Origin of the sequence: Spirosoma luteum DSM 19990, assembly GCF_000374065.1 — a bacterium.
In the GTDB taxonomy this organism is placed as follows: Bacteria; Bacteroidota; Bacteroidia; order Cytophagales; family Spirosomataceae; genus Spirosoma; species Spirosoma luteum.
Genome location: NZ_KB893266.1, coordinates 1 through 20,217, shown reverse-complemented (window position 1 = coordinate 20,217; position 20,217 = coordinate 1). Strand labels below are relative to the sequence as shown.

Annotated in this window: 11 protein-coding genes and 1 pseudogene; 6 read left to right on the top strand and 6 right to left on the bottom strand. The window is 53.7% G+C overall.

Annotated features, from left to right (window positions below; genetic code table 11):
• Nucleotides 1-92: 92 nt before the first annotated feature.
• Nucleotides 93-1,841, top strand: a complete 1,749-nt coding sequence (menD, locus tag B156_RS0117520; protein ID WP_018621070.1) for a 2-succinyl-5-enolpyruvyl-6-hydroxy-3-cyclohexene-1-carboxylic-acid synthase — start codon at nt 93-95, stop codon at nt 1,839-1,841.
• Between the two features lie 64 nt (nt 1,842-1,905).
• Nucleotides 1,906-2,337, top strand: a complete 432-nt coding sequence (locus tag B156_RS0117515) for a hypothetical protein (RefSeq protein WP_157627086.1) — start codon at nt 1,906-1,908, stop codon at nt 2,335-2,337.
• Between the two features lie 9 nt (nt 2,338-2,346).
• Here B156_RS0117515 and B156_RS0117510 read toward each other — a convergent pair whose 3' ends face one another.
• The gene (locus B156_RS0117510; protein WP_018621067.1) at nt 2,347-3,447 is read right to left on the bottom strand and encodes a tetratricopeptide repeat protein; all 1,101 of its coding nucleotides are present in this window, start codon (nt 3,445-3,447) and stop codon (nt 2,347-2,349) included.
• A gap of 27 nt (nt 3,448-3,474) precedes the next feature.
• On the opposite strand from B156_RS0117510, the gene B156_RS0117505 reads away from it, so the two are divergent.
• A complete protein-coding gene (locus tag B156_RS0117505) occupies nt 3,475-3,732 on the top strand; it encodes a hypothetical protein (RefSeq protein ID WP_018621065.1) in 258 nt (85 codons plus the stop codon).
• A gap of 75 nt (nt 3,733-3,807) precedes the next feature.
• On the opposite strand, the gene B156_RS0117500 is transcribed toward B156_RS0117505, so the two are convergent.
• On the bottom strand, nt 3,808-10,665 hold the full coding sequence (locus B156_RS0117500) for a type I polyketide synthase (RefSeq protein ID WP_018621064.1): 6,858 nt from the start codon (nt 10,663-10,665) through the stop codon (nt 3,808-3,810).
• 84 nt (nt 10,666-10,749) lie between these two features.
• On the bottom strand, nt 10,750-11,295 hold the full coding sequence (locus B156_RS0117495; protein ID WP_018621063.1) for a GNAT family N-acetyltransferase: 546 nt from the start codon (nt 11,293-11,295) through the stop codon (nt 10,750-10,752).
• 443 nt (nt 11,296-11,738) lie between these two features.
• Here B156_RS0117495 and B156_RS0117490 point away from each other — a divergent pair, with 443 nt between their 5' ends.
• The 3 genes from B156_RS0117490 (at nt 11,739) to B156_RS30370 (ending at nt 16,310) form a co-directional block, all read left to right on the top strand.
• On the top strand, nt 11,739-13,889 hold the full coding sequence (locus B156_RS0117490) for a nitrite/sulfite reductase (protein ID WP_018621062.1): 2,151 nt from the start codon (nt 11,739-11,741) through the stop codon (nt 13,887-13,889).
• Between the two features lie 106 nt (nt 13,890-13,995).
• Complete coding sequence (gene cobA, locus B156_RS0117485; RefSeq protein WP_018621061.1) at nt 13,996-14,748, top strand: uroporphyrinogen-III C-methyltransferase; 753 nt, start codon at nt 13,996-13,998, stop codon at nt 14,746-14,748.
• Between the two features lie 386 nt (nt 14,749-15,134).
• Complete coding sequence (locus B156_RS30370) at nt 15,135-16,310, top strand: DUF4062 domain-containing protein (protein ID WP_018621060.1); 1,176 nt, start codon at nt 15,135-15,137, stop codon at nt 16,308-16,310.
• 223 nt (nt 16,311-16,533) lie between these two features.
• On the opposite strand, the gene dnaK is transcribed toward B156_RS30370, so the two are convergent.
• From dnaK to tnpA, 3 genes and pseudogenes are all read right to left on the bottom strand, one after another.
• The gene (gene dnaK / locus B156_RS0117475) at nt 16,534-18,471 is read right to left on the bottom strand and encodes a molecular chaperone DnaK (RefSeq protein ID WP_018621059.1); all 1,938 of its coding nucleotides are present in this window, start codon (nt 18,469-18,471) and stop codon (nt 16,534-16,536) included.
• Nucleotides 18,472-18,706: 235 nt separating this feature from the next.
• Nucleotides 18,707-19,446, bottom strand: a pseudogene (locus B156_RS29350) (class I SAM-dependent methyltransferase).
• Between the two features lie 270 nt (nt 19,447-19,716).
• Nucleotides 19,717-20,148 (bottom strand): IS200/IS605 family transposase, encoded by a 432-nt coding sequence (gene tnpA / locus B156_RS0117465; protein WP_018620982.1) that lies wholly within the window; start codon nt 20,146-20,148, stop codon nt 19,717-19,719.
• Nucleotides 20,149-20,217: the final 69 nt, after the last annotated feature.

Genomic DNA, 20,217 nt, shown 5'->3' with positions numbered 1-20,217 from the left:
TAAGAAAACAGGGCATCCCCTTTCCGGCTTATGTTTGCAAAACAAACGTCCCCTGGCATCTTTATTAACCCAGTCACGCTGTTCCAGTATCCATGCCCGTTCTCCAGCCCATCGTCGATCTAGCCGAATTACTCTACCAGAAAGGAATCTCCGACGTGGTTGTTTCGCCTGGCTCCCGCTCGGCTCCCCTTACGCTGGCTGTTGCCCGACACCCCAAGCTGCGGGTTCGGGTTATGGCCGACGAACGGTCGGCGGGGTTTGTGGCTCTGGGGATGGCGCAGCAGAGCCACAAACCAGTGGTCCTTATCTGTACATCGGGCAGTGCGGTCTATAATTTGTCCCCGGCGGTTGCTGAAGCGTTCTTTCAGCAGGTCCCCCTCCTGCTGCTAACGGCCGACCGGCCCCACGAATGGCTGCACCAGCAGGATGGGCAGACGATTGACCAGCGGAATCTGTTCGGGGCGCACGTGAAGCGCTGGTACGATTTACCCGCCGATTATATCCATCCCGATGCCCGCTGGTTTATCAACCGGTCCATCAACGAAGCCGTTTCACTGACCACGCTGGCCCCGGCTGGCCCCGTTCATATCAACGTACCGCTGCGGGAACCCTTTTACCCGACTGCGGATGAAGCCTTAACCTTTGAGCCGGTCCGGGTAATTGACACACTGCCGCCTTCACTGAACATCCCCGGCACAACCTGGCACGATTTACTGGCCGAATGGGATGAGAGCGTACGGACTGTGATTGCGGTTGGGCAGATGCCCCGGGACCCCGCCCTGCTGGATGTACTCGGTAAACTGAGTGACGAGTTCGGGGTTCCGATTGTTGGAGAAATTATCAGTAACCTGCCCACCAACGACCGGTTTATTACCCGGACCGATACGTTTCTATCCGGTATCACACCCGAACAGGCTGAAAGACTCCGCCCCGACCTGCTGATTACCATCGGCAATTCGTTCCTCACCCGGAACCTCAAAACATTTTTTCGGCATGCGGCAGCCCGTCGCCACTGGCATATCCAGCCCAGTGTCGACCGCATTCCCGATTCGTTCCAGAGCCTGACCAGGCTTATCCCCGCCAAACCGGCTGATTTTCTGCACCAATTATTTACCGATATCGATTACCAGCGTTTTCTACAGGGCGACGATGATGACGGTTCGGCTGACTTTTTACATCAGTGGCAAAAACTGGACTGGAAAGCGGCCCAACAGGTTGAAGCGGTTCTGTTCCAGCCGGATGCTCCGCTCACCGATTGGCTGGGCACCCGGGCGGTGCTGGATCACCTGCCCCAGGGGTCTGTTCTCCACGTTGCCAACAGCATGCCGGTACGGTACGCCAATCTGTGCGGCATACCCCAGGAACAGCAAATCAGGGTGGAAGCGAACCGGGGCGTGAGTGGGATTGACGGCTGTTTAAGTACAGCCCTGGGAGCCGCGCTCATGACCGATCAGCTCGTGACCCTGCTCATTGGGGATGTTGCTTTCTTCTACGACCGCAACGCCCTCTGGTCCGCTCCCATCCCGTCTAACCTTCGTATTGTCCTGCTCAATAACGACGGTGGGCACATTTTCAGGATGATCGACGGGCCTGACCGGCAGCCGGAACTGGAAACTTATTTTGAAACACCCCACGGGTACACCGCTAAAAACACGGCCGCCGATGCCCACATCGACTACGTAGTCTGCAACTCGGTGGAAAGCCTGCTGTCCCTCCTACCCGATTTCTTTGCACCGGGCCCTACAGCCAAACTCCTTGAACTAAGTACGGATAAACAGGTTAACCAGGAACAGTTTCTGCTTTACAAGAAAGCCCTGCAAAAAGAAATGGCAATAAACTAAAACTACAGTTATAGTTATCTAACCCCTTAACTTGATTACTTTAGCAACTTAATTCTTTATGATGATGAACCGTACGCTCCTGCTTTGGACCCTGGTAACCCTCCTGACGGGTATCAATACCGAAACTTTGGCCCAGACAAAACCCGCAACCACCTCTACGGCCTCATCGGTCGAAAACGAAAAGTTTGTTTTCCTCAACAACGGCGCAACGGTGGGTATGATTATCAAATCCGTGCTGAAAGCCGACCGGCAGCGGCTCAAACTGACCGATCAGCAACTGCCCAAAGCCAAAGAGATTATCACGAATGCCGTTGTGGCCTATAATGACGGGGTGAAGCAGTTGAAGAAGACGGGCATGAATCAAAAAAAACTGCGGACGCTGGCCGTAGGGGTAGAAACAGACAAGGTTCACAACTACAAAGCCATTCTGACCCCGCAGCAGTATGCCATTCTGGCGGCTCAACAAATGAAGATGTATCCCGAAAGTAAACTGTAGGGGTCTCCCCTACCGGCACTGCAAAGCCCGTTCCTTTTTAGCCTGCTCATCGCCAGCCGATTCCCCCCGTTGCCAGGCGTCGCAGGCCCGGGCTTTGTTTCCGGTTGCCAGCTCTGCCAGACCAATATAGTAATAGAGTTGATCGACGGAAGCATCCAGGGTTTCGGCCTGTCGGAATGCAGGCAGTGCTTTTGCGGGTTGTTTTTGTCCCAGCCAGTACAAACCCAGCGTTTGGTGCGCCCAGGCATTTTCATTATCACGCTGGAGGGATTCCTCTACCAGTGGAAGGGCTTCCGCCGGGCGATTCAACTTCAGAAGCAGATAGGCTTTGTTATTCAGGTAATACGGTTGCCGGGGTTTTAACCGTAAAGCCTGTTCGATATAAGTCAGGGCTTCCGGGTATTTCCCGGCACGGGCCAGCAGCAGACTCTGGTTGTTCAGGGCGGCATCCTGTTTCGGGTTTAGCTGTAAGGCCCGCCGGACATCCTGTCCGGCGGCATCATAGGCCTTCTGACTAAAATAAAATGCGCCCCGGTTGGTCAGCGCTTCTACATTGTTGGGGTCCAGTTGCAGTGCCCGGTCGTAGGCTACCTGCGCCTGGGCGGTTTTGTTCAGCCGGACATACGCATCCGCCAGGCGCGTCTGGTAAAAAGTAGAGTCGCGGTACTGCTTCTCAATGCGTTCCAGGTCAGCCACGCTCCCCCCCGCATCGCCGGTCTCCAGCCTCACTTCGGCCCGGTTAAAATAGGCCGTTCCGAAATCGGGGTCAGCATCGATAGCGCGGGTATAGTCGGCTAAGGCCCCCTCCCGATCGTCATTCCTGAATTTGGCCAGTCCCCGGTTATTATAGGCATCGGCAAAATCGGGCTTTTTGGCAATCGCTTCCGAGTAATACCGGATGGCCTCGGTGTATTCCCGCTTCTGCAACTGCACATTCCCCTTCAGAAAAAACTGAGCCGCTTCCTCCCCGGCGTTGGAACAGGCACTGAGAACCAATGATACACTAAGGATGAATGATAAATAATGAATGATGAATGACCGGACAAACAGCCGATGGAGCAAGTTGCTTACTTTTACGAGCCAATTGGTACTAAGTAGAAAATCATTCATCGTTCATCATTTATTATTCCCTTCAACGTGCGTTTCGTCCAGGACATACCCCATCCCCAGTTTCCCCAGTTCCGCATCGGCTTATACGCCTGGAATGGCAAATATATTGTCAAAATCGAAGCGGGGCCCTATGAACAGACGTATAAGATCAGCGAAATGGACCTGCTGGCCCCGGATGCGGTGCCCACTATGCTGGACACCGAGTTTCTAACGCGCGTTGCCGAACGGTTCCGGGCCATGGATACCGATTGGCAGGCAACGGGTGAGCGCAATGAGGTAGTTTAATTGACGGCCGTCAACGACTGTTTTGTGACTACTCTTGTCCCTTGTCCTATCGCATGGTTATATGTTTATACGAGGTTATACGAGTGACTGAAGGCGATCGGGTGTCAGCTGCAGGTATTTACCGGATCGCTCAGGGTCCTGAACAAACCACGCCGGATTCCCGGTTGCGTCGCGGCCTAATTTGGCGTTGGGCACGGGGGGACGGTTCAGGTCGACAAATGCGGTTTCCGGAATGTCCTTTGTCACGGGACGGCCTGCTGTAAGGATACCCGCGTCAATCATTTCATGGATACTTTCCATAAACCGGTCGGCAATACGGCTTATCTCGTTATCCGTGTGGGCTTCGGTCATAAAGCACGGAAACCCATCCCAGATGTGGATTCCCTTGTCCCGCATCAGCGTGAACAGCAAATCCCCATAAGGCACCTCCTCCGTAAACTTCACCTTCCAGAGTGAACCAAACTGCGCCACAAACAGGGGCAGGTGCTGCTGCTCCAGTGCCCCGTTTATCGTATCCGCCAGTCGGGTGGCTTTACCTGTCAACCCTTTCTGGAGAGCCGGTCCTTTTTCTTTCATGTACGTCAATACGGTTTTGGCGGCTGCCAGTGCCAGGGGGTGGCGGACGAAGGTGCCCGCAAAAAAGGTTATGTCCGCCTGAGGGTACGAGGTGTCGCCGTATTCCCAGAAGCCCCCGTCGAGGGCATCCATGTAGGTTGCTTTACCCGCCAGTACGCCAATCGGCAGCCCCCCCCCAATTACTTTACCGTAGGTAGCCAGGTCCGCTTTGATACCGAACAGGGCCTGCGCCCCACCGGGGTGCATCCGGAAACCGGTAATCACCTCATCGAAAATAAGGAGAGAGCCCCCCGCTTCGGTCAGGGTGCGGACCTGCTTCAAAAAGTCGACGGGTCTAAATTCAGGGCGACGGCTTTGTACCGGCTCTACCAGTACGGCGGCAATCTCTGCCGACCGTTCCCGGATAATCCGCAGGCTCTCGTCGGTGCCGTATTCCAGCACCAGCACATTCTGCACCGATTCGGGCATGATACCCAGGGCACCCGGATAGGATTGTAAGGTACTGGACCCGCGCACGATTACCTCATCGAAGACACCGTGGTACGAACCGGAAAAGACCACCACCAGCGACCGGCCGGTTACGGTTCGGGCAATCCGGAGGGTACCCATTACGGCTTCCGAGCCGGTGTTGCAGAGGGCCGCCCGCTCAAAACCGGTGAATTCACACACTAACTTACACACCTCACCCGCCAGTTTGTGCTGAGGCCCCAGTTCATATCCTTTTTCAATCTGGTCATACAGCGCTTCTTTGAGCATATCGGGCTGGTAACCAAACATCGTCGAGCCAAACCCGTTCAGTACGTCGATGTATTCATTCCCGTCGATGTCCCACAGGCGACAGCCTTTGGATTTGTCGATAACGATCGGGTATACCAGCTCTTTAGTGAGCGGCTTGAAACCTGTCACCACGCGGGGGTCGGCCATCCAGGTCCGGTATTCCTGCGCGTAGTCCTTGCTGCCTTTTGTTTTTTTTGTGTACCGGTTGGTGAATTCGGCGATGAACTGTTTCTGGGTATCGGTCAATTCCGTCACCTGCCGTTCAATCCGGGCACCGGCCCCAAAAGGTTTTACCACCGTCGCTGTACGATCGGTACGGGCAGAGTTAATCTCAGCCGTTGCCGGCCCCGCTTTGGCAGGCAACGGCATGACCACAGGAAGGTCCGGTTTACGGGCTGGCGCGGGCTGGGTTACCGATGTCGCCGGATCGGCTACCGGACTGGTTCCCTGCAGGTAAGCCATTTGCTGGGCAATGATCTGTAGTTGCTGGGCAAACAGATTGGTCACCGCATCACTCCCGACCGAAACGGGGGGCAGCTGGGGCATAGCACCTAAAGGCCTGGGCGCCTGAGCGGGGGTTACGGGTGCCGGGGTTGGGACAGTATCGGATGAGACGGAAGGCTGGGGGAATGTTATCGACGCAGTAACGGCGGGTGGCTGGTAGGCATCGGCCGGTAACTGCTCAGCCAGGTAGTCGACCAGTCGTTCCAGGGTACTGTAGTCACTATTTAACTGCCGGAACGAAATGGGCAGGTCGAATTTTTTTCTCAGGGTGTACGAAACCTGCGTCAGGGCTAATGAGTCGAGGCCAAGTTCGATAAAGCTCATCGTTGGTGATAGGCCATCCGATTCGATGCCGGCAGTTGACGTCAATACCGCTAGTACGTCATCCATTATCCTTTTTTTTCTCATAGTCGTACTGCTGGTAGTAAGTGTCATAGTGGTTTCCTCGGCGGATGTAAGGTGGTTTGTCGGTAGCGATGCCGCTGCTTTTTCGGGCAGAGGATCAATCCAGCAGCGTTTTCGGTTAAATGCGTAGGTGGGTAACGCTATTTTGGTCAGTGCCTGTCCGGCGTAAAAAGCCGCCCAGTCCGGCTCAACGCCCGCCAGCCAGAGCTGCCCCAGTGCGTTCAGAACGGCCTGATACTCGGAGCTGGCTCCCTGCCGGGAATCCAGACTCGCCACGACGGGTACCGACCGGCCTTTTAGTTGCTGGCGGGCCAGCGTAGCCGTTACCGTGCCAGGGCCCGCTTCAAGCAACAGGGGCCGCACGGCCGTGAACAGGGTTTCCAGGGCATCGGAAAACTGCACGGTTTCCCGCATGTGCGTAGCCCAGTAGCGTGGACTGGTCGCCTGCGCATCGGTCAGCCAGGTTCCGCTCACGGTCGATACGATTGGCATCCGGGGCCGGTGCAGCGTAACCTGTTCGACCACCGCCCGGAAGGAATCAAGGATGGGGTCCATCATGGCCGAGTGGAAAGCGTGGCTCGTTTCCAGTACGCGACTGGGTATTTCCAGCCCATCCAGCTGCCGCGCAAATTCGGCAATATCCTCGTCGGGCCCTGCCACCACGCACAGATTAGGGCTGTTGACGGCGGCAATGGATAAGGTTGGGGGCAGTAGTTTCTGCACCTTCTCCCGGCCCAGCCGTACCGACAGCATACTTCCCCTCGGCAATTCGCTGATTAGTTTGCCACGCGTTGCCACCAGGGTCAGCGCGTCCGTCAGCGAGAATACCCCGGCCAGGTGAGCAGCTACGTATTCGCCGATACTATGCCCGCAATAAATGGTCGGCTGGATGCCCCAGCTTAGCCACAAACTGGCCAGCGCGTACTCTGTAATGAATAGGGCGGGCTGGGTATACCGGGTGTTTTTCAGTCGTTCGATAGCCACCGGGTCTACGGCGGTCAAACTCGTTTCGGCATACAGTATCTGTCGGATATCCTGGCCCAGCAGCGGCAGCAGAAAGTCGGCGCAGGTATCGACCGCCTGCCGGTACACGGCTTCGTGCCGGTACAGTTCACGGCCCATATTCAGGTACTGTGACCCCTGACCGGGAAACAGGAAAACTACTTCACCGGGTTTTTCCAGCAGCATGCCGGGGCCGGCAGATGTACCAGCCGGAGCACCGGTGGGGGCCGACAATCCCCTACTGAGTTCGTCCGTAGTGGATGCAAGCAAAAACCGACGGTGGCTGAACGCGGGACGCGTCGTTTGGAGAGTAAACGCCACATCGCCGGGCTGTAGCGACGGCTGCTGGCGAAGCTGTTCCGCCAGTTGAATGGCGTATTGTTCGAGACTGTTGGCGGATTTGGCCGACCAGGTGACCAACTGAACCGGGCGCGACGCGACAACCGGCTCCGGCGCAACAGAGTGACCTTCGTATTCTTCCAGCACCACGTGAACATTGGTCCCCCCCACCCCAAACGAACTGACACCTGCCCGGCGTGGATACGCCCGGCGCGGATGCGGTTTGAAGGTTTCACCCCGGCGTTCTGATGGATTTGGCTGGCGAGTCCACGCCGGGTCTGCTACCCAGTCGGTTAAGGTCGTATTGACTTTAAAGGGGCTGTTGGCAAAGTCGATAACGGGGTTAGGGGTTTGAAAGCCCAGCGACGCCGGAATCTTTTTATGGTGCAGGGCCAGGGTAGTTTTGATCAGACCCGCCACCCCGGCCGCAGCCGTCAGGTGCCCCATGTTGCTTTTTATGGAACCAATGGCGCAGAACTGATTAATGGGTTGCTCGCCGAAGGCCATGGTCAGTCCGTCGATTTCTATCGGGTCGCCGAGGGGTGTAGCCGTCCCGTGCGTTTCAACATAGCTGATGGTAGCCGGGTCGATTCGGGCATCATCGAGGGCCCGGCGGATAGCTCCCGCCTGTCCTTCGGCATTCGGGGCGGTAAAGCTCCCTTTCCCCCCCCCGTCATTATTGACACCTACCCCTTTGATGAGCGCGAAGATCGGGTCGCCATCGCGCTCGGCGGCTTCGCGGGCTTTAAGCAGTACTACACCCGCTCCATCGCTGAACACCGTCCCGCCCGCGTTGGCATCGAAAGGCGTACAGTGTCCATCGCGGCTCAGCATGGCCCCCTCTTCGTACAGGTGACCGCTGTGGATGGGGGCCGTGATACTGGCTCCCCCGGCAATGGCTACGTCGCACTGACCGGTACGCAGACTCTCAACGGCCTGGGTAATCGCCAGTAGTGAGGTTGAACAGGCCGAATACACACTGACGGCCGGACCGGTCAGGTTGAGCTGGTAGGCCGTTCGGGACGCGATAAAGTCCTTCTCATTAACGGTCATGGCCTGGAACGAACCAATGTCGCTAACCGCCTGCTGGTTGGCCAGTACATTATTCAGGTAATACGTGTTGTTCCCACAACCCGCCCAGACCCCAACGGTCCCGGTATACTGCTGGGGTAAATACCCCGTTTTTTCGAGCAGCTCCCAGCTAATCTCCAGAAATATCCGCTGCTGGGGATCCATCACCGCGGCCAGTTTTTCATTCAGTCCGAAAAAATGGGCGTCGAACTGATCGGCCTGGTCGATGATCCCTCTGGCCTTTACGTAGGCCGGATCACCGGTTACATCGGCGGGCACTGTTGCATCCAGTTCGTTATCCGCAAAGAACCGGGTGGTTTCCCGTCCCTCGGTCAGTACCGTCCACAACGCGTCGATGGTGCTGGCCCCCGGAAAACGCCCCGCCATGCCAATAACGGCGACGTCACCCGTTGCCTTGTCCGGCTTATCGGATAAGTCCTGCTTAACGGCCGGCGCTGGTCCCTTCTTATGCCCGGTCAAAAAGTCCGCCAGTCCATGTACCGTCGGAAACTGGTAGAGCTTGGTAATGGGGATGTCCAGCTGGAGCGTTTGTTTCAGCGCGGCTACGGTTTTAACGGCCAGCAGTGAATCCCCGCCCAGTTCAAAGAAGTTGTCGTGCGTGCCTACCCGTTTCACGTTCAGCACGGTTTTCCACACGGCCGCCAGCGTCTCCTCGGTTTTTGTACCCGGTGCCCGGTAGGCATCCGTCAGCAGTTCCGATGCATCGGGATTAGGCAGTGCTTTCCGGTCGACCTTCCCGTTGCTGGTCAGCGGTATCCGGTCGATGGGCACCAGGAGGGCCGGTACCATATAGTCGGGCAGGGTGGTCTGCAAAAACGTACGGATCGCCTTGCGGTCGAACCCGTCCGCCATCACTACATAGCCGACCAGCCGTTTACTGCCTTCTTTATCCTCGCTGGCAACCACAACGGCGTGTTTTACGCCCGGGTACTGAAGCAGGGCATTCTCCACTTCACCCAGTTCAATCCGGTAACCCCTTATTTTAACCTGTTCGTCGATACGTCCCAAATAATCGAGTCCGCCGTCGGGCAACTGGCGGGCCAGATCCCCGCTTCGGTACAGCCGGTCGCCCGGCTCCAGGCTAAAGGGATTCGGTATAAACCGGCTGGCTGTCAGTTCGGGCTGGTTCAGGTAGCCCCGGGCCAGTCCCGCTCCCCCAACGTACAATTCGCCCGGCTCGCCAATCGGCGTCGGTTGCTGCGCGCTGTCGAGTACGTAGGTAGTTAACGTAGGAATGGGTTTGCCGATCAGGCTGGTGGTATGGTCGAGGTGTTCGGGCTGAAGGGCCAGATACGTGACGTGTACGGTTGTTTCGGTGATACCGTACATGTTTATAAGCTGACAGGTCGGGTAGGCCCGGTGCCAGGGTTTCAGCTTGGCCGGGTTCAAGGCCTCACCCCCGAAAATAACGTAGCGAACCGAAACCCTGTCAACCGTACCCACCAGGGCATCCTGCAACGTATAAAAAGCCGATGGGGTCTGGTTCAGTACAGTAACCCCTTCCCGAATCAGCAGCGCACCGAGCTGAGCGGCATCTTTAGCCGTTTCTTTCGGCACGATAACCAGTCGCCCGCCGAACAATAACGCGCCGTACATCTCCCAGACCGAGAAATCGAAACAGAACGAGTGAAACATGGTCCACACATCCCGGTCAGAAAAGTCGAACAGGGGCGAATCGGTCAGGAAGAGCCGCACCACGTTTTCATGTTCAATCAGTACCCCCTTGGGCCGCCCGGTTGAGCCGGATGTGTAAATGACGTACGCTGCATTCCGGGGCGTTAATTCGTTGGGAACCGCGTCTTTTGCCTCCCGCTCCAGGGTTGACCCGGCTTCGTCGAGGCAAAGCGTATGGGTTAACTCATTGGAGGCAAACAATACTGAACGGGATATAGTATCAGTTACCAATACACTGCTTTTCAGATCGTCCAGCATATACGCAATCCGGTCGGCCGGGTAATCGGGGTCGATCGGCACGTAGGCGCCACCCGCTTTGAGGATACCCAGTATCCCGACCAGCATCGCCGGGGAGCGGTGCAGACAAATGGGAACGAGCGTTTCCTCTACCACGCCCAGACGCCGTAATGCGTGGGCAAGCTGATTGGATTGCTCGTCCAGTTCCCGATACGTAAGGTGAGTATCTCCGAATATGACAGCCGTATGACCGGGGGTTTTTCGGGCCTGGGCGACGAATAAATCGACAATTGTTTTATCCTTCGGGTAAGAAACGGGTATTGGCATCGGCGGCTGGTTATCCATCACTACACTATATTGGCACGTTCGTATCAAACTATTCTACCCCGGCATACCGGGTACTCATCAATATCAGCCATTGGCTGCCTGAGCGGTCAGCCAATCGTCGGAGGTGTAGGAATAAACTACTTTGTCCAGGGCAATGCCTTCCTTCACGGCACTCCAGCGCAGTAGACCTTCCCGCTGATACCCCACTTTTTCGAGTACCCTGATCGACGCGGTATTACGGGCGAACGGTATGGCTTCGACCCGCAGCAGCGAGAGCTCAGAAAAAGCGATGTTGGTAATAGCGGTCAGGGCGGCTGTAATAATGCCCCGGCCCCAGTGCTGTTCGCCCAGCCAGTACCACACTTCGGCCGAATACCGGTCAATGTCCTCCCCTACGCGCAGACCGATATTTCCCACGGCCTCCCCCGCTACGTCGATGGCGAAGTTGGTCTCCAGTGCCGGATCGACGACGTACTGAATCCAGCGCTGGGCATCGGCCAGCGTGTACGGATGCGGAAATGTGTCGCGCAGGTTAAGCCATATAGTATAGTTGCTGGCGTGCCGGGGGAGGGTTTCCTCATCGCCATATTGCCACGAACGCACCGTACAGGAGCCACAATCAATCGTCATTATTCGTCACTAATTTTTCAATAGAGGTAACCAGGCAACGCTGTTTTGCTATTTCTGACTCATTTAGTGCGTTCAGGTAACCCTGAACATTAAAATAAGATTAGCCATCCAGCGCTTCAGACTTTACCCCGGACAACGGCTTACACTATTCCCGCATCCAAAAGGCAACAAAACAGACTGATCGTAAATTAGTTATTACCCATATTCCCCCTGTTTATACAAATCTGCCGGGCTTACCAACCCCTTAAAGCAGTGCCTGCAGACCGGAACAGGAAGCGCGAAAAAGCATAACTACTGATTATAGTCCATAAGCACAAGTTGGGCATTACCCGCACTTATTACGGGGCACCGGGTTTATCTTTGTGTGGGCATCAGGCGCCGGGGCTATCCGGCGTTTCGGTTTACTAAATCAGTTGATTAATTCTATAGAAAACACATAAGCAATGGCGATTCAACTCACGGATACGATAAGTAAAGCCGCCCGGCGCGATATTCTGGACCTGGAACAGAAAATCAGTTCGTTTAGCCAGGGGGATATGGCGGAGGAAGCGTTCCGTAAATTTCGACTAACGCGGGGTGTATACGGCCAGCGGCAACCGGGGGTGCAGATGATTCGCATCAAGCTTCCGCACGGACGCATTACGGCCGGTCAGTTGATTCGGATCGCTGATTTGTCCGATAAATTTGCTACGGGTAACCTCCACGCCACTACCCGGCAGGATATCCAGTTGCACTTCGTCAAACTGGCAGACTCGCCCCAACTCTGGGCGGAGCTGGAAGATGCCGGCATAACGCTGAAAGAAGCCTGTGGTAACACCGTTCGGAACGTGACGGGGTCGGCCCGGGCGGGTATCGACCCGGAGGAACTCTTTGATATTACGCCCTACGCCCACGCTGTTTTCGACTATTTCCTGCGGAATCCCATTTGTCAGGATATGGGGCGGAAGTTCAAGATTTCGCTGTCGTCCAGCGAAAAGGATTCGGCGTACGGCTACATGCACGATGTGGGGTTGGTAGCCCGGATACAGGATGGCCAGCGTGGGTTTAAGGTCATGCTGGGGGGCGGGCTGGGTGCCCAGCCTTTTTCGGCCCAGACGGCTTTCGAATTTCTGGAAGAAGACCGGGTCATTCCATTTATTGAAGGCGTTATCCGCGTGTTTGACCGCTACGGCGAACGGCAGAAGCGGCACAAAGCCCGCATGAAATACCTGATGAACGACATTGGCCTCGAGGAATTTCTGCGCCGGGTTGCCGACGAAACCCCGGCCCTTCGGGTGAAATCATATACCGTTGCCGAAACCGGCGTAAACGCTCTTTTCGCTATCCCGCCGGCCGCACGGCCCGATGCGCCAACCGCTCAGCCGGTTGCGGGCAATGAGGCCTACAACAGCTGGCTGAAAACGAACGTGTTCGAGCAGAAACAGGCGGGCTGGTACGCCGTGCAGTTGCGCGTGCTGCTGGGCGATATGGATTCGGACACGGCCCGCGCCCTGGCGCAGCTGGTGAAGCAATACGCGGCCGACGACATCCGGGTGACGGTGAATCAGGGGTACCTGCTCCGGTTCATCAAACCCGAGGATTTACCGGCTTTGTACGAAAGTCTTAAGGTACTGGGGCTGGCCCAGCCCGGTTTCGATACCACCGCCGATATTACGACCTGCCCCGGCACCGACACCTGTAATCTGGGTATTACGAGTAGCTACGGCATTACCCGGGCCCTGGAACGGATGATGCAGGATGAGTTTCCGGACCTGGTTTTCAACGACGACATAAAAATCAAGATTTCGGGTTGCATGAACGGCTGCGGTCAGCACTCGGTAGCCAACATTGGGTACCACGGTTCGTCGCTGAAGAACGGCGCTTACGTGCTACCGGCGTTACAGGTGCTGCTGGGTGGCGGATTCAACGGCAAGGGTGAAGGGCTGATTGCCGATAAAGTGATCAAAGTACCCGCCAAACGGGGTCCCGACTCGTTACGGTATCTCCTGCGCGATTTTGAGGCTAATACCCTCGATGGTGAGTACTACAGCGACTACTACGCCCGGCAGGGGAAAAACTACTTCTACCAGTTACTAAAACCCCTGGCCGACCTGAAAACCCTTGTCGACAGTGACTATATCGACTGGGACCATACCGAACAGTACGTGACGGAGGTGGGTGTGGGCGAATGTGCCAGCGTACTTATCGACCTGGTCGCCACGACCCTGACCGAAGCCAGCGAAAAGCTCGGCTGGGCGCGGGAAGCCCTGGCAGAAAGCCGCTGGGCCGATGCCCTCTACCACACCTATAACGTGTACATCACCGGTGCCCGGGCGGGTTTGATGAGTCGCGATGTTCCGACTAATACCCAGCACGGTATTGTCAGCGACTTCGACAAAACGTTTGTTGGTGAACCTGATTTTCACCAGACCGAAGGCGAGTTCAAAACGCTGGTGTTTAGTATTAACAAAGAGGAACCCTCTGAAGCGTTTGCCCGTCGGTTCATTGCCCAGGCCGAAGCCTTCCTGGAAGCCATTCAGGAATACCGTGAGAATCAGATTGAGCGGGAAGGCCTGCCCGAACTTCAGGTATTAACGCAGGCGCAAGACTCTTAAAACGAATGATGAATTATAAATGATGAATGATGACCGGGCCGCCGAAGCCAGCCGACATCTATTGCTGTCATTCATAATTCATCATTTATAATTCATCATTGAAAGTATGAAACTTACCCTCGTAGGTGCCGGGCCTGGTGATCCGGATTTGATAACGGTGAAAGGCATCAGGGCCTTACAACAGGCCGATGTGGTGATGTATGACGCCCTGGTCCACCCCGATTTGCTCAACTACTGCCGCCCCGATGCTTTGCAAGTATACGTAGGTAAGCGCCGGGGTGCCTACTCCTGCGTGCAGGAAGACATCAACCCGCTGATCGTGCATTACGCCCAGCAGTACGGCCACGTGGTCCGGCTGAAAGGGGGCGACTCCTTCGTGTTTGGACGGGGGTACGAAGAAATTGACTATGCCCGGCAGCACGGCATCGACACGGCCGTTGTACCGGGTCTCTCCAGCAGTTACGCCGTACCGGCCCTTGCCGGGGTTCCCCTCACCACGCGGGGGCTATCCGAAAGTTTCTGGGTGGTAACCGGCACCACCAAAGCGGGAAAGTTGTCGAAAGACCTGCATCTGGCGGCTCAGTCATCGGCGACGGTCGTCATCCTGATGGGAATGCACAAACTGGCCGACATCATGGCCACGTTTGACCGGTGTGGCAAAGCCGATACCCCTGTTGCCATTATCCAGAACGGCAGCCTGCCCGAACAGCGCACCGTTTTCGGCCGGGTAAACACGATTGTCGACCGGGTAAACGAACGGGCTATCGACAACCCGGCCATCATTGTGATTGGCGAAGTAGCGAGGTTGGGCGATCCGGAACGACAAGCCGAACTGCGGGCACTGAGCGTCGCTAAATAAGAGAAAGTAGCTATATAAAAGGCTCTGCTATCCAGCAGAGCCTTTTATTATTTCAGCCTTTCCCGAAGGAGTGCCAATATTTCCTATTGGGTCTGTTCACTCCTATCGAAACGTTCCCGCATTTCGTACCAAAAATCAGCCTTTACCAAAGTTGGTTTGGCTAATCCGCCAGTGGTAATCTCATAAGTTGCTTTAACCTGATTCAGATTGGTAACTGTACGTTATTGATGCGTGAATTAGTTCGTAAAGTTGTTGCTTAATAGAAGTTGCCGAATGGTCTCTAAAGCCACACCAATCAGCTATAAAATTTACAGACTTACTCACGGATCAATAAAAGTTTCTTTGTATCTTTCTGTTTAATCAATGCTAACCAATCTAACGTATTCATGCCTACAATTATCACTCTTTACAAATTGTTCTTGGCCTCACCTAGTGATGTTAAAGAAGAGCGAACAATTGTTAAAAAGGTTGTTGACGAAATCAATTTAGGAAACTATGCTATAAATGGGATTAAACTTGAACTAGTTGCATGGGAAACTCATACTTATCCTTCAATTGGAGTTGATGCGCAAGATGTTATCAATAGACAAATTGCAGATAGTTATGATATTTTCATTGGGATAATGTGGGGTAGATTTGGTTCTCCAACGGGAAGGTCAGAATCTGGTACTAAAGAGGAATTTGAAAGAGCCTTTGAAAAACATAAAGCCAACCCAAAAGAAGTTGAAGTACTATTTTATTTCAAAACGACACCCTTATCTCTAAAAGACATTGATTTAGAAGGTTTAACTAAGATAAAAGGGTTTCAAAAGCAATTATCAGGTCAAGGAGTATACTACAAAGAATTTAATCAAGTTGATGAATTTGAGCAATTAGTTAGACTTAACTTAATTTCAGTTCTAAAAGGCTTTGAAACATCTTTACCTATTGTTGTAAATGTTAAAGAGGAATATTTACAAGCACACGTGGTTACTGGGTCTAATACAGAAGAACCTGATATAGAAGATATTGGGTATTTAGAGGCTCTAGATGCCACATTGAAAGAATCCGTCGTACTACAGGGAATTTTCAGTAAAATGACAAGTCATTTAGATATTTTAGGAAAACAATTAAGTAAAAAAACAGAAAGAATTTATTTGACAGCAGGCTTGGATGAATCAAGTAAAATGAGAGAGTTGAAGAAAATAGTTGATGAATTAGCAAATAATATGTTTGCCTACAATAAAAAAACAAGAGACGAACTACCTAAATTAAACAAACAACAAAAGATTTTAATCAAATATTACTACATAGTATTGAGCCTGCATAATACTCTCACTAATGATACAGAAGAAAAGGCGATTTTATTAGGACATTTGACAAATTTAAAAGAAACTACTATAGGCGTTTTAGGACATATAAACTTGATGAAAGAGGCTGTGGCTACCACCCCTCAAATGACAACTATGTATGTCAAGGCAAAAAAAGAAACCTTGGGCGTTTTAGAAGAAATTATCAACGAATTTACAACCGATATAAACTTGTTAGAGGAGGTTGAGAGATCAATAAGAAAAGATTTGTAGGTTGATAAATCAGTTGTATGGGTCGGTTTCCGCCTTCTAAATAAAGTATAAACACAATATACTTTGCCACTATCAGAGCTCTATTTATCGAGTTGCCAAAACAAAGAAAGCGGCTTACTTATATACCTCAGAATTTAGAGTAGTCAGAAGAATTTATACGTGCCATCAAACAAAAAAGCCCCGCTAAGTTTCCTCAGCGGGGCTTTTCTATTTATAATTCAGATTACTTCACTTCTTCGTACGGTACGTCCGAAACGTTGTCACCTTCGGGCTGGCCCTGTCCGGCATTTCCGGGGTTGGCGTTGCCCCCGTCGAAACCGGCGGCTCCGTCCATTGGATTGGCTCCGGCACCGCCCGTAGTGTTGTACATTTCCTGCGAGGCCGTGGCCCATGCCGCATTCAGCCCTTCAAGCGCGGTGTCGATGGCGGCTGCATCACGGGAAGCGTGCGCCGTGCGCAGATTCGCCAGTGCTCCTTCAATGGCCGTCTTGTTGGGTTCCGACAGTTTGTCACCGTACTCTTTTAGTTGCTTCTCCGTCTGGAAAATCATCGAGTCGGCCGCGTTGACTTTCTCGATGGATTCACGCTCGGCTTTATCAGCTGCTTCGTTGGCTTTCGCTTCTTCACGCATCCGGTTGATTTCGGCTTCGGTCAATCCGCTCGATGCTTCAATCCGGATTTTCTGCTCTTTACCCGTACCTTTATCTTTAGCCGTCACGTGCAGGATACCGTTGGCATCCACGTCGAACGTTACTTCGATCTGGGGAACGCCCCGCGGAGCCGGTGGAATGTCGGACAGGATAAACCGGCCTAACTGACGGTTTTGAGCCGCCATGGGACGCTCGCCCTGCAATATATTGATCTCCACACTCGGCTGGTTGTCCGAGGCAGTCGAGTAGGTTTCTACTTTTTTGCTCGGAATCGTCGTGTTGGCATCCACCATCTTGGTAAATACGCCACCCATCGTTTCGATACCCAGCGAGAGCGGGATAACGTCGAGCAACAGTACGTCTTTCACCTCACCCGTCAATACACCACCCTGAATGGCAGCACCAATGGCTACGGCTTCGTCGGGGTTGACGGCTTTGGAGGGCTTGCGGCCAAACAGTTTCTCAACTTCCTCCTGCACTTTCGGAATCCGGGTTGAACCACCGACCAGAATGACTTCGTCGATCTGGCTGGCCGATAGACCGGAATTTTTCAGGGCTTTACGGCAAGGCTCCAGGCTCCGCTGAATCAGCGAATCGGCCAGCTGCTCAAATTTAGCCCGGCTCAGTGTCCGCACCAGGTGCTTGGGAATACCATTCACCGGCATGATATACGGCAGATTGATTTCCGTCGAGTTGGAACTCGACAGTTCAACTTTTGCTTTTTCGGCGGCTTCCTTCAGGCGTTGCAGGGCCATTGGGTCCTGACGCAGGTCAATGGCTTCATCTTTCTTGAACTCGTCGGCCAGCCAGTCGATGATCACCTGGTCGAAGTCGTCGCCACCCAGGTGCGTATCACCGTCGGTTGCTTTCACTTCAAACACGCCATCACCCAGTTCCAGAATCGAAATATCGAACGTACCGCCACCTAAGTCGAATACGGCGATTTTCTGATCCTTGTTCGTTTTATCCAGACCGTAGGCCAGTGCGGCAGCGGTTGGCTCGTTGATGATTCGTTTTACATCGAGGCCGGCAATTTGTCCGGCTTCTTTGGTTGCCTGACGCTCGGCATCGTTAAAATAAGCCGGTACCGTAATAACGGCTTCGGTTACCGTCTGACCCAGGTAATCTTCGGCAGTCTGCTTCATCTTCTGCAGAATCAGGGCCGAGAGCTCCTGCGGGGTATATTGACGGTCGCCGATTCTAACGCGGGGCGTCCCGTTTGGTCCGTTCTCTACGTCGTACGCGACGTTTTTAATTTCATTCGTCACCTCACCGAAGCGTTTGCCCATGAAACGCTTGATGGAGGAAATTGTATGTTTCGGGTTAGTGATGGCCTGGCGTTTGGCGGGAGCGCCTACTTTGCGTTCGCCGTTACCGTTGTCCATAAAAGCCACTACCGAAGGGGTTGTGCGGGCACCCTCAGAGTTGGGGATTACAACCGGCTCGTTGCCTTCCATCACAGCCACGCACGAGTTCGTGGTGCCTAAGTCAATACCAATAATCTTTCCCATAACTGGATTTAGTTTCTTTGCTTGTTCTGTATAAACTGACAGATACAACCTGTCTATCAATACAAATGCCAGCCTGTTCAACTTACGTAAATTGCTGTCAGATTGGCAGCATATTCCGCCAGAAAGGGTCATCCTGTCGCTGTTTGCAAACTGGTAACCCACCCTATGGCAGACCCTGCTATCCGCTTCGGGAACGAAGCGGATAGCAGGGTCGATACCGGCACCAACTGACTTATTATTTTTTGCGTCCCTGAATAATCAGAGTGCTGTAGGGCAGGGCCAGCGTTCCGGTTCCGTACCGCGCCCGGAGTTGTTCGAACGTATCGTCCTTCACCTGCTGTACGATTTCCGGGCTGGCCTTGCCCAGCGCATGAACCACCGGAGCGGCTATCTCATTCATGTTGGTCCAGAAAAAATCGGGGCTGTCGAATAGTACCTCACCCGATAGTACCGTTTCTTTCACGTCCGACAAACCCGCTGCTTCCAGTAAGCCCGCAATCAGTCCCGGGTTGGCACACCGGAACATGCCCGGCGCACCGGGCGGTGGGGCGGGGAGTTCCAGCCGCCGATTGATAATGCCCATCAGCAGACTTATCCAGGGATTCTCAGCCGGCCCTCCCCACACGGACGTGGCCAGCCGCCCATCCGGTTTGAGTACCCGAACCATTTCACGGGCGGCTCCCTCCATCGACGGGAAGAACATGAATCCCATCCGGCAACTCACGGCATCGAACTGGTCGGCCTCAAACGGCAACGCATTGACATCCGCCTGTTGGGTCCGGAAATTATGCAGGCCCAGGCGTTGCGCTTTTTCCCCGCCGTAGCCAGCATGCCTTCGGAGAGATCCGTTCCGATAACGGTGCCATCCGGAACGAGGGAGGCTATGGTCAGACCCGGCTCACCCGTACCGGTCGCAATGTCCAGCACGGCGTCAGTAGGTTGCAGTTCAAGGGCGTTGACAATGGCCGCTCCCATTGGGCGCAGAAACTGCATCATAAAGTCGTCCCATTTTTTCCAGCCGGGCGAGAACTGATTCCAGACGGCCTGCTGTTGCTCACGAATTGCCTCTTCGGATGGTTGCATAGTTGTTCATTGACGTGTTACCAAAGATAGACCCGGAATGACGGGAAACCGGCAGGGATTTACTCAAATACTATGGGTTAAAAACCCATAGGTTGACAAGATGGCTAAAGCCCGTTGAGGGGTAGGCTGAAGCCTATTGAAACCCTACACTCAAGTGTATTCTTATTCCAGAATGAAATTCTGGTCACTGTTAGGGCCCTCTTTATGATGGTCTAAATATTGCTGAATCATCTCATCAGTTATGTTACCTGTACTCCAAACACCGTATCCGATACCCCATAAATGGCCGCCCCAATACCGCTTCTTAAGTTCTGAATACTCTTCCAGTAAGACTTTAGCACTGCGGCCCTTCAACCGTTTCAACATGTCACTGATACTCAACTTGGGCGGATAACTTACGTGAAGGTGAATATGATCTTTACTCACAACACCCTTTAAAATCTGAACATCCAGTGTATCGCAAGTCTGACGAATTAATTCCCGGCAACGTACTTNAATATCGCCCCGCAACACTTCGTACCGATACTTGGTGCTCCACACGATATGAGCCTGTAGTTGGTGAACACTATGACTACCTTTTCGTAGAGTTTGCATCCCCAAATTTAGCCCACATTTGTAGAAGCTAAAGCCTTGCCCTAAAGGGCATAGCTTGCACTAGCGTCT